This window comes from Microbacterium sp. Y547 (assembly GCF_057669785.1).
Genome location: NZ_JBYHFN010000005.1, coordinates 69,408 through 81,221, shown reverse-complemented (window position 1 = coordinate 81,221; position 11,814 = coordinate 69,408). Strand labels below are relative to the sequence as shown.

Annotated in this window: 15 protein-coding genes; 6 read left to right on the top strand and 9 right to left on the bottom strand. The window is 70.1% G+C overall.

Going from position 1 to position 11,814, the window contains the following annotated elements:
- Positions 1–109: 109 nt before the first annotated feature.
- From AC25Y0_RS09640 to dapD, 5 genes are all read right to left on the bottom strand, one after another.
- Positions 110–685 carry a DUF3618 domain-containing protein gene (locus AC25Y0_RS09640; RefSeq protein WP_488123970.1) on the bottom strand — a complete coding sequence of 192 codons (576 nt, stop codon included), beginning with the start codon at positions 683–685 and terminating at the stop codon, positions 110–112.
- A complete protein-coding gene (locus AC25Y0_RS09635) occupies positions 682–1,095 on the bottom strand; it encodes a phage holin family protein (protein WP_488123971.1) in 414 nt (137 codons plus the stop codon). The genes AC25Y0_RS09640 and AC25Y0_RS09635 overlap by 4 nt, the downstream gene beginning before the upstream one ends.
- A complete protein-coding gene (locus tag AC25Y0_RS09630; RefSeq protein WP_488134566.1) occupies positions 1,073–1,795 on the bottom strand; it encodes a hypothetical protein in 723 nt (240 codons plus the stop codon). Before AC25Y0_RS09630 ends, AC25Y0_RS09635 begins: the two co-directional genes overlap by 23 nt.
- A 132-nt stretch (positions 1,796–1,927) precedes the next feature.
- Positions 1,928–2,728: a polyphosphate kinase 2 gene (gene ppk2, locus AC25Y0_RS09625; protein ID WP_488134565.1), complete on the bottom strand. Its 801-nt coding sequence runs from the start codon at positions 2,726–2,728 to the stop codon at positions 1,928–1,930.
- A gap of 9 nt (positions 2,729–2,737) precedes the next feature.
- Complete coding sequence (gene dapD, locus AC25Y0_RS09620; RefSeq protein WP_488123974.1) at positions 2,738–3,694, bottom strand: 2,3,4,5-tetrahydropyridine-2,6-dicarboxylate N-succinyltransferase; 957 nt, start codon at positions 3,692–3,694, stop codon at positions 2,738–2,740.
- A 72-nt stretch (positions 3,695–3,766) separates the two neighbouring features.
- On the opposite strand from dapD, the gene dapE reads away from it, so the two are divergent.
- The 3 genes from dapE to AC25Y0_RS09605 all read left to right on the top strand — a co-directional run bounded on the left by dapE (position 3,767) and on the right by AC25Y0_RS09605 (position 6,305).
- Positions 3,767–4,837 carry a succinyl-diaminopimelate desuccinylase gene (gene dapE / locus AC25Y0_RS09615; RefSeq protein ID WP_488134564.1) on the top strand — a complete coding sequence of 357 codons (1,071 nt, stop codon included), beginning with the start codon at positions 3,767–3,769 and terminating at the stop codon, positions 4,835–4,837.
- On the top strand, positions 4,825–6,054 hold the full coding sequence (locus AC25Y0_RS09610; RefSeq protein WP_488134563.1) for a hypothetical protein: 1,230 nt from the start codon (positions 4,825–4,827) through the stop codon (positions 6,052–6,054). Before dapE ends, AC25Y0_RS09610 begins: the two co-directional genes overlap by 13 nt.
- Before the next feature lie 77 nt (positions 6,055–6,131).
- Positions 6,132–6,305, top strand: a complete 174-nt coding sequence (locus tag AC25Y0_RS09605; RefSeq protein WP_137845070.1) for a DUF3117 domain-containing protein — start codon at positions 6,132–6,134, stop codon at positions 6,303–6,305.
- A gap of 46 nt (positions 6,306–6,351) precedes the next feature.
- Here AC25Y0_RS09605 and AC25Y0_RS09600 read toward each other — a convergent pair whose 3' ends face one another.
- Positions 6,352–7,014: an O-methyltransferase gene (locus tag AC25Y0_RS09600; protein WP_488123977.1), complete on the bottom strand. Its 663-nt coding sequence runs from the start codon at positions 7,012–7,014 to the stop codon at positions 6,352–6,354.
- Positions 7,015–7,087: 73 nt separating this feature from the next.
- Between AC25Y0_RS09600 and AC25Y0_RS09595 the strand changes: the two genes are divergently transcribed.
- Positions 7,088–7,468 (top strand): twin-arginine translocase TatA/TatE family subunit, encoded by a 381-nt coding sequence (locus tag AC25Y0_RS09595; protein ID WP_488123978.1) that lies wholly within the window; start codon positions 7,088–7,090, stop codon positions 7,466–7,468.
- Between the two features lie 13 nt (positions 7,469–7,481).
- Here the strand turns inward: AC25Y0_RS09595 and AC25Y0_RS09590 are convergent, their stop codons facing one another.
- Genes AC25Y0_RS09590 through AC25Y0_RS09580 form a run of 3 tightly spaced genes read right to left on the bottom strand, consistent with a single transcriptional unit; the run spans position 7,482 to position 10,434 of the window.
- On the bottom strand, positions 7,482–8,636 hold the full coding sequence (locus AC25Y0_RS09590) for an Mrp/NBP35 family ATP-binding protein (protein ID WP_488134562.1): 1,155 nt from the start codon (positions 8,634–8,636) through the stop codon (positions 7,482–7,484).
- On the bottom strand, positions 8,633–9,166 hold the full coding sequence (locus AC25Y0_RS09585) for a DUF1003 domain-containing protein (protein ID WP_488134561.1): 534 nt from the start codon (positions 9,164–9,166) through the stop codon (positions 8,633–8,635). Before AC25Y0_RS09585 ends, AC25Y0_RS09590 begins: the two co-directional genes overlap by 4 nt.
- Positions 9,166–10,434, bottom strand: a complete 1,269-nt coding sequence (locus AC25Y0_RS09580; protein WP_488123981.1) for a magnesium transporter MgtE N-terminal domain-containing protein — start codon at positions 10,432–10,434, stop codon at positions 9,166–9,168. The genes AC25Y0_RS09585 and AC25Y0_RS09580 overlap by 1 nt, the downstream gene beginning before the upstream one ends.
- Positions 10,435–10,474: 40 nt before the next feature.
- Between AC25Y0_RS09580 and AC25Y0_RS09575 the strand changes: the two genes are divergently transcribed.
- Together AC25Y0_RS09575 and AC25Y0_RS09570 are read left to right on the top strand one after the other, a co-directional pair.
- Positions 10,475–11,077, top strand: a complete 603-nt coding sequence (locus tag AC25Y0_RS09575) for a YflT domain-containing protein (RefSeq protein ID WP_488123982.1) — start codon at positions 10,475–10,477, stop codon at positions 11,075–11,077.
- Positions 11,064–11,774: an alpha/beta hydrolase family protein gene (locus AC25Y0_RS09570; protein WP_488134560.1), complete on the top strand. Its 711-nt coding sequence runs from the start codon at positions 11,064–11,066 to the stop codon at positions 11,772–11,774. Before AC25Y0_RS09575 ends, AC25Y0_RS09570 begins: the two co-directional genes overlap by 14 nt.
- Positions 11,775–11,814 lie beyond the last annotated feature (40 nt).

Sequence of the window (11,814 nt, the reverse complement as noted above, 5' to 3'; positions counted from 1 at the left end):
TTGGGTGCGGGGAGTTTGTCGTGTTTTGGGGAGGGGGTTTAGGGTGCAGGAGAAACTCTTGGGGGGGTGGGGGGGGGGGGTTGTCCCCCCCCGCCACGCGGCGAACGGCTCAGCTGTCAGAGATGTTCTGACGCGCCTCCTGGGTGCGCCCGACCACGTCGTCCTTGGCCGTCTCGGCCTCGGACGTCACGTTGGACACGGCCTCCGAGACAGTGTCCTTCAGTGACGCCGCAGCCTCCTGAGCGGGTTCCTTGAGGTGCTCGCCCATCTCTTTCGCAGCATCCGTGACGGTATCCACGAGCGGCTGCGCCTGGTCCTTCACCGTGGTCGCGACGTCTTTCTCGCGCGGGGTCGTCGGCAGCAGGGATGCCGCCAGCAGGCCGACGCCGAAGGCGATGAGGCCGACGGCCAGGGGGTTTCCCTCGGCCTTCGCGGCGACGCGACGCCCCCTGTCCGAGAGGGCATCGGCAGCGGATGAGCCGGCTCCGTGCAAGGACGAGCCGGCATCGTCGGCCGCGCCCATGACGCGCTCCCGCACCGACGAGAAGGCCTTCTTCACCTTGTCGGTCTGGCGGTCCATGATCTTCGACGGCGTCACCTTGTCGGCGAGCGCGTCGACGTCTCCGCTCAGTTCGGTGCGCGTGCGCTCGATGCCTGCGCGGATCTGGTCAGGTGTGTCACTCATCGGTTCTCCTCATTTCTCTTCAAGGCGTCGGGGATCTGCTTCAGGCTGTCGACCGTTTGCGGAACTCCCTTCGCCTCTTTCATCTGCTTGCGTCCCACGAGGAACAGGATCAGGGCGATGACGCCCCACAGGGCGGCCACGATGACGCCGGACCAGCCCCCGCCGACCAGTGTCCCGAGCGCCCACCACAGGGCGAGCGACAGGAAGAAGACCGCCATGAGCGCCGCGTATCCGGCACCCCCCAGGAGCCCCGCACCCTTCGCGCTGTGGGTCACGGTCTCTTTGATCTCGGCCTTGGCCAGCTCCAGCTCCTGCCGCATGAGGGTGGATATGTCTTGGGTGACCTCGCTGATCAGATCCCCGAGCGACGTCGTTGCGGCCTTCTCCTCAGAAGGAGTTGCGTCGGTCATCAGTCACTCCTCCCTCGCCGACTCCGGCCCGCGGCATCCCGGTGCCGGGCAGCGTGTCGTCGTAGACCGGTGTGCGCTCGGCGACCGGCTGAGCACGGGGCGCGGGTGGCGGCGTGGCGGGTGCCACCGGCATCGAAGGCGCTGGTGACCCCGATCCCGAGTCGGCGTTCTGCTCGTCCTTGGCATTCTCGGCGAGCGCCCGGGTGAGCCGGCCGACCAGCACACCGGCGATCGCGGCGCCCGCGATGAAGACGCCGGGCCGCCGACGCGCGAATGCCTTGACGTCCTGCAGCAGTGAGTCCGGATCGCGGTCGCCGATCCACGACGCGGCGCTCGTGAGCCGAGCGGATGCCGCCTGCACGAGGTCGGATGCGAGACCCGGCGACTCCGCGCTCCGCGCCATCGACCCGAGCTCGTCCCCGACGGTGTGCAGTTCCTCGGACAGTCGCGTCTGCTGCGCGGCCACCTGATCCTTCAGTTCGTGCTGCGTTTGGGCGAACAGGTCCTTCGCGTGTGACGTGGCTTCGTGGGCGACGTGACCCGCTTCGGACTTCACGGTATCCACGACGTGTCCCGCGCCCTCGCCGGCTGTGCGGGCGACGTCGGCCGCTTCGTGCTTCGCCGTCTCGACGCTCCCCGACGAGGCGTCCGCTCCGGCACCCGATCCTGCCGCGGCGCCCTGTCCATAACTTTCTGACATGGTTCTTCCTCTCGACTTCCGGCGATGAACCGGTGCGTACTGGTGTACGCCGAGGAGGAGAGGAATGCGGATGGGGTTGTCAAACGCTCCGTGCTGTGGGACAACGCGCGAGCGCGCGAGGAAGTCGAGGTATCAGCGCCGCGTGAGTGTCGCGGCGTAGTCGGGAACGAGGTTGTCCTCATCGCGCGGGGGTCGCTCATAGCCGCCCGGCGCGGGTCGCTCGGGGATCTCGATCGGCTCGCGCTCGATGACCTCGTAGGGGATCTGCGACAGCAGGTGGTGGATCATGTTGATCCGTCCGCGCCGCTTGTCTTCGTTGTCGACCTCGAACCAGGGCGCTTCGGGAATGTCGGTGTGCACGAACATCGTGTCCTTCGCGCGGGAGTAGTCCTCCCACTTGGTGATGGACAGCACGTCGTTCGGGCTCAGCTTCCACCGGCGCATGGGGTCTTCGTTGCGGGAGCGGAACCGTCTCTCCTGCTCGACGTCCGAGACGCTGAACCAGTACTTGAGCAGCAGGATGCCCTCTTCGACCAGCATGCGTTCGAAGATCGGTGCCTGGTGCAGGAAGCGGTGGTACTGCGCGTTGGTGCAGTACCCCATGACGTGCTCGACACCGGCGCGGTTGTACCAGGAGCGGTCCATCAGGACGATCTCGCCGGCGGCGGGCAGGTGCGGGACGTAACGCTGGAAGTACCACTGCGACTTCTCGCGCTCGGTCGGAGCGGGCAGCGCGGCGATGCGCGTCACACGGGGATTGAGGTACTCGGAAATGCGCTTGATGGTCGAGCCTTTACCCGCGGCATCCCGGCCCTCGAAGATCACCACGACGCGTGCCCCCGTCGCCTGGACCCAGGCCTGCATGTCGACGAGCTGTGCCTGCAGGCGTCGCAGCTCGTCTTCGTACGTCTTCTTCGGCAGGCGCTGCGTCATGCCCGCATCCTACGCGTGCAGAGCCTCGTTCAGGGTGACGCCAACGCCGGACCGACGCACGGCCTCGACCCCGCCCGTGAGCGAATTCCGGCGGAAGAGCAGGCCGTCCTGGCCCGACAGCTCGGCCGCCTTCACAACGGGGCGGGAGTTGTCGTGGCGGGGCGGACCGTCGGCCAGGATCACCTTGGATCCCGCCGTCACGTACAGGCCCGCCTCGACGATGCAGTCGTCTCCGAGCGAGATGCCGATGCCGGCGTTGGCGCCGAGAAGCGTCCGCGCGCCGATCGACACCTTGTGCGAACCGCCGCCCGAGAGGGTTCCCATGATGGATGCGCCGCCGCCGATGTCGCTGCCGTCGCCGACGACGACCCCCTGCGAGATGCGCCCCTCGACCATGGATGCACCGAGGGTGCCGGCGTTGAAGTTCACGAAGCCTTCGTGCATGACGGTCGTTCCGGGGGAGAGGTGCGCGCCCAGGCGCACGCGGCTCGCGTCGCCGATGCGCACGCCGGGGGGAGTGACGTAGTCCAGCAGACGGGGGAACTTGTCGAGCGACTGCACCTGCACGCCGTCGCGCATGAGGAGCGGGCGCAGCCGCGTCAGGTCATCGGGGTGCACGGGGCCGGCATTGGTCCAGGCGACGTTGGGAAGATGCCCGAAGACGCCGTCGAGGTTGACGTCGTTGGGGCGTACGAGCCGGTGCGACAGGGCGTGCAGGCGCAGATAGGCGTCGGAGGTCGACACGGGCGGCGTGTCGAGGTCGATCTCGAGCGCGACGACATCGACGGTCACCGCCCGCCGCGGGTCGGGCACAGCGAGCCGCTCGAGCTCCTGCGGGGGCATCGCGGGGTTGTAGCCCAGCGGCAGGCGTCCCGCCGCGGGCGAAGGGAACCACGTGTCCAGGACCGTGCCGTTCTCAGCCGTCGTCGCGAGGCCCAGACCCCATACCCATCGCTCGTCACTCATGCCTCCACCGTATCGGGGCGGAGGGCACCGTCCGAGCGGGGGAGCACGCGGCATCCGTCATAGGATCGGGGGATGCCGGCGCTCGACCTCACCGCGACCTCGATCGACCTCACCCGCACGATCTGCGACATCCCGAGCGTCTCGGACGACGAGACCGTTCTCGCTGACGCGATCCACGAAGCGGTCAGCGCCCTGCCGCACCTCGAGGTACACCGCGACGGCGACACGATCGTCGCCCGCACGAATCGAGGGCGCGCGCAGCGCGTCGTGATCGCGGGGCACATCGACACCGTGCCGCTCAACGACAACCTGCCCACGCGCGACATCGTGATCGACGGTGAGGCCCACCTGTGGGGGCGCGGCACGGTCGACATGAAGGCCGGCGTCGCCGTGCAGCTCAAGCTCGCCCACGACCTCGCCGATCCGCGGGTCGACATCACGTGGATGTGGTACGACCACGAAGAGGTCGACGCCGACCTCAACGGCCTGACGCGTCTCGCCGCGACCCGGCCCGACCTGTTCGCGGCCGACTTCGCGATCCTCGGCGAACCGTCGAACGGGCAGGTCGAGGGCGGCTGCAACGGCAACCTGCGCGCCATCGTGCGCACCGATGGCGTGCGAGCCCACAGTGCCCGGGCATGGATCGGCGAGAACGCCATCCACAAGGCTGCTCCCATCCTCGCGCGCCTCGCCGACTACCGTCCGCGCGAGGTCGCCGTCGAGGGTCTCGAATACCGCGAGGGTCTCAACGCCGTGCGCATCCGCGGCGGCATCGCGGGCAACGTGATCCCGGATGCGTGCGAGGTCGAGGTCAACTACCGCTTCGCTCCGAGCCGCGATGTCGTCGAGGCCGAGCAGCACGTGCGCGACGTCTTCAGCGGGTTCGACCTCGAGGTCGTCGACCTCGCCGCCGGCGCGCGCCCCGGCCTGGACGCGCCGCTCGCGCAGGAGTTCCTGACGGCAGTCGGCGCCGAGCCCCGACCCAAGTACGGCTGGACCGACGTCGCCCGCTTCTCGGCGATGGGCGTGCCCGCGGTCAACTACGGTCCCGGCGACCCCCACCTCGCCCACCACGACGAGGAGCGGGTGCCGCTCGCGCAGATCATCGAGGTCGAACGCGGGCTGCGGACGTGGCTGACCTGACACCGACAACGACCCGGCGCGCCGCCGAGGCCTGGCGGACCCTGCCGACGGCGGCGCAGATCGGGATCGTCTACGTCGTCGCGAGGCTCATCACGACGGGCTTCTTCGTGCTCGCGGCATCCCTGTCCGGCCCCGGGTCGCGCTACGGCCCGAACCCGCCGCTCAGCTCCTTCGTGCTGGGCTGGGATGCGCAGTGGTACTGGCTCGTCGCGACGCAGGGCTACCCGAGCGAACTGCCCCTCACCGACGCGGGCGACGTCGGTGAGAACGCGTGGGCGTTCATGCCGGTCTACGCCTTTCTCTCACGCATCGTGGGACTGCCGCTGGGGTCGTGGGGCGCGGGCGCCGTCCTCATCTCGCTCATCGCGGGGTATTTCGCCTGCCTCGCGCTTCACGGCCTGCTCCGGCGACGGCTGGGTGCATCGGCGAGCATGTGGGCCGTCGTGTTCTTCGCCTGCGGACCGCTCGCGGCGCTGTTCCAGGTCGGGTACGCCGAGTCTCTCTTCCTGCTGTGGCTCTTCCTGGCGCTGCGCTGCGTGCAGGAGCGCCGGTATGCGTGGCTCTACCTGCTCATCCCGCTGATGGGCTACACGCGCCCCGGCATCCTCGCCTTCGCGCTGCTGCTCGGACTGCACGGCATCCACCGCTGGTTCATCCGCCGCCGTGAGGCGCTGCCCGTATCGCACATCGTGCATATCATCGCGACCGGCCTGCTCGCTGTCGTCGTGGGCTTCTCCTGGCAGGTGCTCGCCGGCATCGTGACGGGTGACCCGGGGGCGTATCTCGCGACGGAGCTCGCGTGGCGGCGCAACTGGATCGCCGACGCCGACGCGCACTTCGTTCCGCTGGACGGATTCGTGCAGGCCGCGGGCTTCTGGTTCGAGGTGTGGGGGGCGGGCGCGATCGCCGGCTACATCGCCCTCGGGGTCGCGATCGCGGGGATCGCGGCGCTGCTGCTGTTCGAGCCGCACATCAAGCGGCTCGGCCCGGATCTGCGGTTCTGGTCGGCCAGCTACCTCGTCTACCTGCTCCTGGTGTTCTTTCCCCAGTCGAGCATCTTCCGGCTGCTCGTGCCGCTCTCGCCCTTGTGGGGCGCCGCGGCGCTTCCTCGTTCGCCCTGGTGGCGCGGAGGAGTGCTCGTGGCGTGCCTCGTCGGCCAGTGGTGGTGGATCTACAACATGTACGCGCTCGGGAACACGTTCTGGCAGATTCCATGACGCGCGAATCCGCCACGCGGAGCACTTGCCGTGTCTTCGGTAAACTTGCCGGGCAGACCTGAGGAAAAGGAGCCGCTATGGCAGCCATGAAGCCGAGAACCGGAGACGGGCCGATGGAGGCCGTCAAGGAAGGCCGACTCATCATTGTTCGGGTTCCGCTCGAAGGAGGCGGACGCCTCGTCGTGTCCGTGAACGACGCCGAGGCGAAGGAGCTCTACGGCGTCCTCGGCGGAGTTGTGAACCCCGCCTGATCCGCAGAGGCGAAACGGACGGCCGGTCTTCGGGCCGGCCGTTCCGTCATCTCCGGATGCCGCGTCCCGAGGTGTCCTCGGTCGGCAGGGTCGTCAGCTGCAGCAGCCCTTCGCCCGCAATCGCGAGCGCACCGATGACGGCGGGGGAGGACTGCGTCTCCTGGATGAGTGAGCGGTATGCGGCGGTGACCGGGTCGCGGCGCACGGGGTCGGCGACGGCGCCCCCGTTCAGGACACGCGGGACGAGAACGAGGCCGCCCGTGCGCACGAGGCGCAGGCCATGCTCGACGTACTCGATGACGCCCTCGGGGTCGGCGTCGACGAGCACGATGTCGTAGGACGCTTCGTTCATGCGGGGGAGGACGTCCGCCGCACGGCCGGTGATGAAGCGTGCGCGCGCGGCGGGCACGCGCGCCTCTGCGAACGCCTGTCGTGCGACACCCAGGTGCTCGGGTTCGTTGTCGATCGTGGTGAGCGTCGCGCGGGGCGAGCCGTGCAGCAGCCAGAGGCCCGAGACGCCGGCGCCCGTGCCGATCTCGACGATGTTGAGTGCTTGCGAAGCCGCGGCGAGCACGGCGCACTGCGCGCCGACGGCCGCACTGATCGGCTCGGCACCCAGTTCGAGAGCGTGCTGACGCGCGCGGGCGATGTGGTCGGGTTCGATCGTCACCTCGGCGACGAATCGCTGATTCGCGTCGTATTCGCGCATTCTGGCTTCCTCCGCGCTCAGCCTACGTGTCGCCCGGACGCCCGCACGCCAGGCGCGACGGTAACCTTCTTTCATGTTCTTCGGCCTCACGATCGAGAAGCTGCTGCTGATCGGTCTCATCGCCGCGTTCGTCATCGGCCCCGAGCGACTGCCTCGTTACGCCGAGGCGCTCGCGGGGCTCACGCGGCGTGCGCGTGACTGGGTGACGACGGCGCGCACGCGCGTGAAAGACGAAATGGGCGAGGAGTTCGCCGACGTCGACTGGAAGACTCTCGACCCGCGTCAGTACGACCCGCGTCGCATCATCCGCGAAGCCCTGCTCGAGGACGCCCCCGTCGCATCGGCGAGCGGGCTCTCGCGCCCGGCTGTCACGACACCACCGGTCGCAGCCCAGCGCCCGTCGGACCCGTTCCGACCCGGCGACCGTCCGCCGTTCGACTCCGAGGCGACCTGACCCCGGTTCCGCGTCAGATCGGGTTCACCGGCAGCGACCGGCCCGCCAGCCCCCGGGGCCGGGCCGCAAGAGCGTCGGCCAGCCCATTGATGGCCTGTGCCGCGGGATCGCCCGGGTCGGCGACGACGACCGGCGTGCCGGCATCCCCGTCCGCACGCAGAGCCGCGCTGAGCGGAACCGATGCGAGCAGCGGCACGGCCGCCTCGGGGGTCGTGAGAGCGGCGGCGACCTCGGCGCCGCCTCCTTCACCGAACAGCGCCAGACGCGATCCGTCGGGCAGGGTCATCGCGGCCATGTTCTCGACGACGCCGATGACGCGCTGGCCCGTCTGGCGGGCGACCAGGCCGCTTCGCACGGCGACGTCGGATGCCGCGGACTGGGGCGTCGTGACGACGAGCACGTCGGCGTTGGGCAGCAGCTGACCGACCGAGATCGCCACGTCGCCCGTGCCGGGCGGCATGTCCAGCAGCAGGACGTCGAGGTCACCGAAGTGCACGTCGGTGAGGAACTGCTGCACGGTGCGGTGCAGCATGGGGCCGCGCCAGGCGACGGCGCCGAGCGGTCCGTCGTCGCCCGAGCGCCGCAGGAACATGCCGATCGAGATGACCTTCACACCGTAGGCGACGGGGGGCAGCATGAGATCGTCGATCCGGGTCGGCTGCGGGGCGCCGCCGTCCGCGTCGACGAGCCCGAGGAGGGCGGGAATCGAGAAACCGTGCACGTCGGCGTCGATGAGGCCGACCGACAGGCCGCGCGCGGCGAGAGCGACGGCGAGGTTGGCGGTGACCGTCGACTTTCCGACGCCGCCCTTGCCACTCGTGACGGCGATGACACGCGTCAGCGAGTCGGGTCCGAACGGCATCTCGCGGGGCGCGCGGCCCCCGCGGAGCTTCTCGGTGAGCGCGGCACGCTCTGCGGGAGACATGACGCCGACCTCGAGGGTGACCGAGGAGACCCCCGGGACGGATGCCGCGGCGGCACGGACCTCGCGCGAGATGCGGTCGGCGGCTGGGCATCCCACGATCGTGAGGGCGATCCCCACGTGCGCGACGGAGTCTGTGACCGAGATGTCGCGCAGCATGTCCAGGTCGGCCAGCGGTCGGCGCAGCTCGGGGTCGATGACGGCGCCCACGGCGCGGCGCACCGCGTCGGTGGCTCCTGCCGTCACGAGGGGTCCTCTCGGCGCTGCTCGTCACGCTCGTCGAGCTGCTCGAGGAGCGCCCGCAGCTCGGTGCGCAGGTCGTCTCTCGTGACGGCTTCGGAGCGATCGTGCGCGATCTCCATCCGCAGGGCGACGACCTCGCGCGCGAGGTACTCGGTATCGGCCAGGTTTCGCTCGGATCGCTGCCGGTCCTGCTCGATCTGCACGCGGTCGCGGTCATCCTGCCGGTTCTGCGCCAGAAGGATGAGCGGAGCGGCATAGGACGCCTGCAGTGACAGCATCAGCGTCAGGGCCGTGAAGCCGTTCGCCGCCGAATCGAAGCGCGCCTCGACGGGGGCGAGGGTGTTCCACGCGAGCCAGGCGGCGCAGAACAGCGTGAGCCCGAGCAGGAAGACCGGGGTGCCCATGTTGCGCGCGACCCATTCCGTCGCGCGACCGAAACGGTCGCGCGAGGGCTGCGGAGTGCGCGGGGTGAGCATGCCCGAGCGGCCGCGCGGCGCATCGAGCGCCGGCGTGCGGCGCGGGGCGCGCGCCATCACCGGCGGCCTTCCTGAACCGGTGCGGCGTCGCTGCCGTCGTGCGAGCGCCAGTCATCGGGCAGCAGGTAGTCCAGCACGTCGTCGACGCTCACAGCCCCGACGAGGCGCCGTGCCTCGTCGACGACGGGCACCGAGACGAGGTCGTAGCTCGCAAGCAGGCGCGCCACCTCGGCGGCCGACGCGGTCGCGGCGACCGGGTCGAGGGAATCGTCCACGATCGCTCCGAGCCGCTCGTGCGGCGGATAGCGCAGCATCCGCTGGAAATGCACGGTGCCGAGCAGCCGGCCCGTCGGGGTCTCGAACGGGGGGAGGGTCACGAAGACCGCGGCAGCCAGCGCGGGGTGCAGTTCGTGCCGGCGGATGAGGGCGAGCGCCTCGGCGACCGTCGCATCGGCGGACAGCACGATCGGCTCGCTCGTCATGAGGCCGCCGGCCGTGTCGGGGCCGTACTGCAGCAGGGCGCGCACGTCTTCGGCTTCTTCGGGCTCCATGAGATCCAGCAGCTCCTCGGAGCGCTCCTCGGAGAGCTGCCCGAGAAGGTCGGCCGCGTCGTCGGGCTCCATCGCATCGAGGATGTTGGCGGCCCGCTCGTCGCCGAGCGCTTCGAGGATGTGCACCTGGTCGTCTTCGGGCATCTCCTCGAGCGCATCGGCGAGCCGGTGGTCGGAGAGCTCTTCGGCGACTTTCAGCAGGCGCTCGTCGGGCAGGTCGAGCAGCGTGTTGGCGAGGTCGGCGGGTCTGAGGTCGGAGTACGTCGCCACGAGTTGCTCGGCGGAGTGCGCCGCGCCCTGCGCTCCGCGCTCGCGTACGTCGGACCACGCGGCGAACGTCGTAGGCCCCTTCGCGAACGGCGAAGCGCTCGTGCGCGGCCGACGCAGGAACAGCTGCCCGACATCCCACTCGCCGGCGCGGTTGCGCTCGATCGCGACGTCCTCGATGACGGCGTCGCCCGACCCGTCGATGAGGCTCACGCGCCGCCCGAGCAGCTCGGCCATGACACGCACTTCACCGCCGCGCTGCTGGAAGCGACGCACGTTGATGAGGCCCGTCGTGATGACCTGCCCGAGCGCGATCGATGTCACGCGCCCGATCGAGACGAAGACGTGCCGTCGGCCGGGGATCTCGACGATGAGGCCGATGACTCGTGGCGGATCGCTCTTCCGGTAGATCACGACGACGTCGCGCACTTTGCCGAGCCGGTCGCCGGCGGGGTCGAAGACGGCGCACCCGGCCAGGCGTGCGACGAAGACCCTCTGCGTACTCACGCGTTCCAGCGTAGCCCGGGGTGCGTGGGAGAATGGGGGAATGAGCATGATGGGCGGGCGCGTGCCGAAGGGGCTCGGCGATGTCGGCCAGACCGTAGCCAGCTACCCCACCTACGAGCGTGCTCAGAAAGCCGTCTCCGAGCTCATCGCCGCCGACGTGCGGGCGCGGGATGTCGCGATCGTCGGCCAGGGGCTGCGCTCGGTCGAGCGCATCACGGGTCGGCTGGGCTACGCCGTCGCGGCGCGGACGGGTGCCATCAACGGGATGCTCCTCGGCCTGCTGTTCGCGGCGATCCTCGTGATCGGCTCGCCGACGGTGCCGATCCAGGCGTTCGTCGGCGTGCTGTTCGTCGGCATCGCGATCGGGATGCTGCTGAGCATGATCACCTACTCGTTCGTCAGGCGCCGACGTGACTACGTCTCGGTCGTGCAGATCCTCGCCGACCGCTACGAGGTCACGGTGGCCGCCGGCAGTGCGCAGCGCGCGCGCGAAGTGCTCGGTGCGACCGCCCTCGCGTCGGCACCGCCCGTCGTGACGGAGCCCGCCGTGCAGGGACCGCCGCAGTACGGCGAGAGGCTCCCGGTCGACCCGTCGCCCGAGGGTCCGGGCGAGCAGCCGGCCCCGGCCGATGACGAGCGCTGACGACGTCATCTCGGTCGCCCTGACGTCGGGGACCGTCGAGCTCTCGGCTGACCTGTCGGTGCCGGATGGCGCCTGGGCCGCGATCGCTGTCGCCCACGGGGCGGGGGCCGCGTACCGGCATCCGTTCCTCGTGGGGTTCACCGATGCCCTCGCCGCGGCGGGGGTCGCGACGCTGCGCTTCAACCTGCCGTACGCGCAAGCGGGCCGGCGCATGCCCGGTCCGGCAGGGCACGCCGTGGCGGCGTGGGCTGCGGTGCAGCTCTGGCTGACGGAGCGCGTCGACGTGGCGATGTGGGCGTGCGGAAAGTCGTACGGAGGGCGGATGGCGTCGATGGCCGCCGCCGAAGGCGCGATCGATCCGGCCGGGCTCGTCTACCTCGGGTATCCGCTGCACCCGCCCGGCGACCCGACCAAGCTGCGCGTCGCGCACCTTCCCGACGTCGTGCCGCCGCAGCTGTTCGTCTCGGGCACGAAGGACCCGTTCGTCGATCCGCACGTCCAGCTCAGCGACGCCGTGGCCTCATGCCGCGATGCCGAGCTCGTGTGGATCGAGGGCGGCGGTCACTCCTTCGAGGTCGCGGGCCGCAAGCGCCCCGCCGACCAGATCGGGGCCAACCTCGCCACGGGTGTGGCCGACTTCATGCGCAGCAGGGGACCGGTGACGAACGCCCGTATGACGGGCTCCTCGACCCCCTGAGTCCGGCGAGAGGCTCGGCCTCACCCGGGCACGAGTGTTC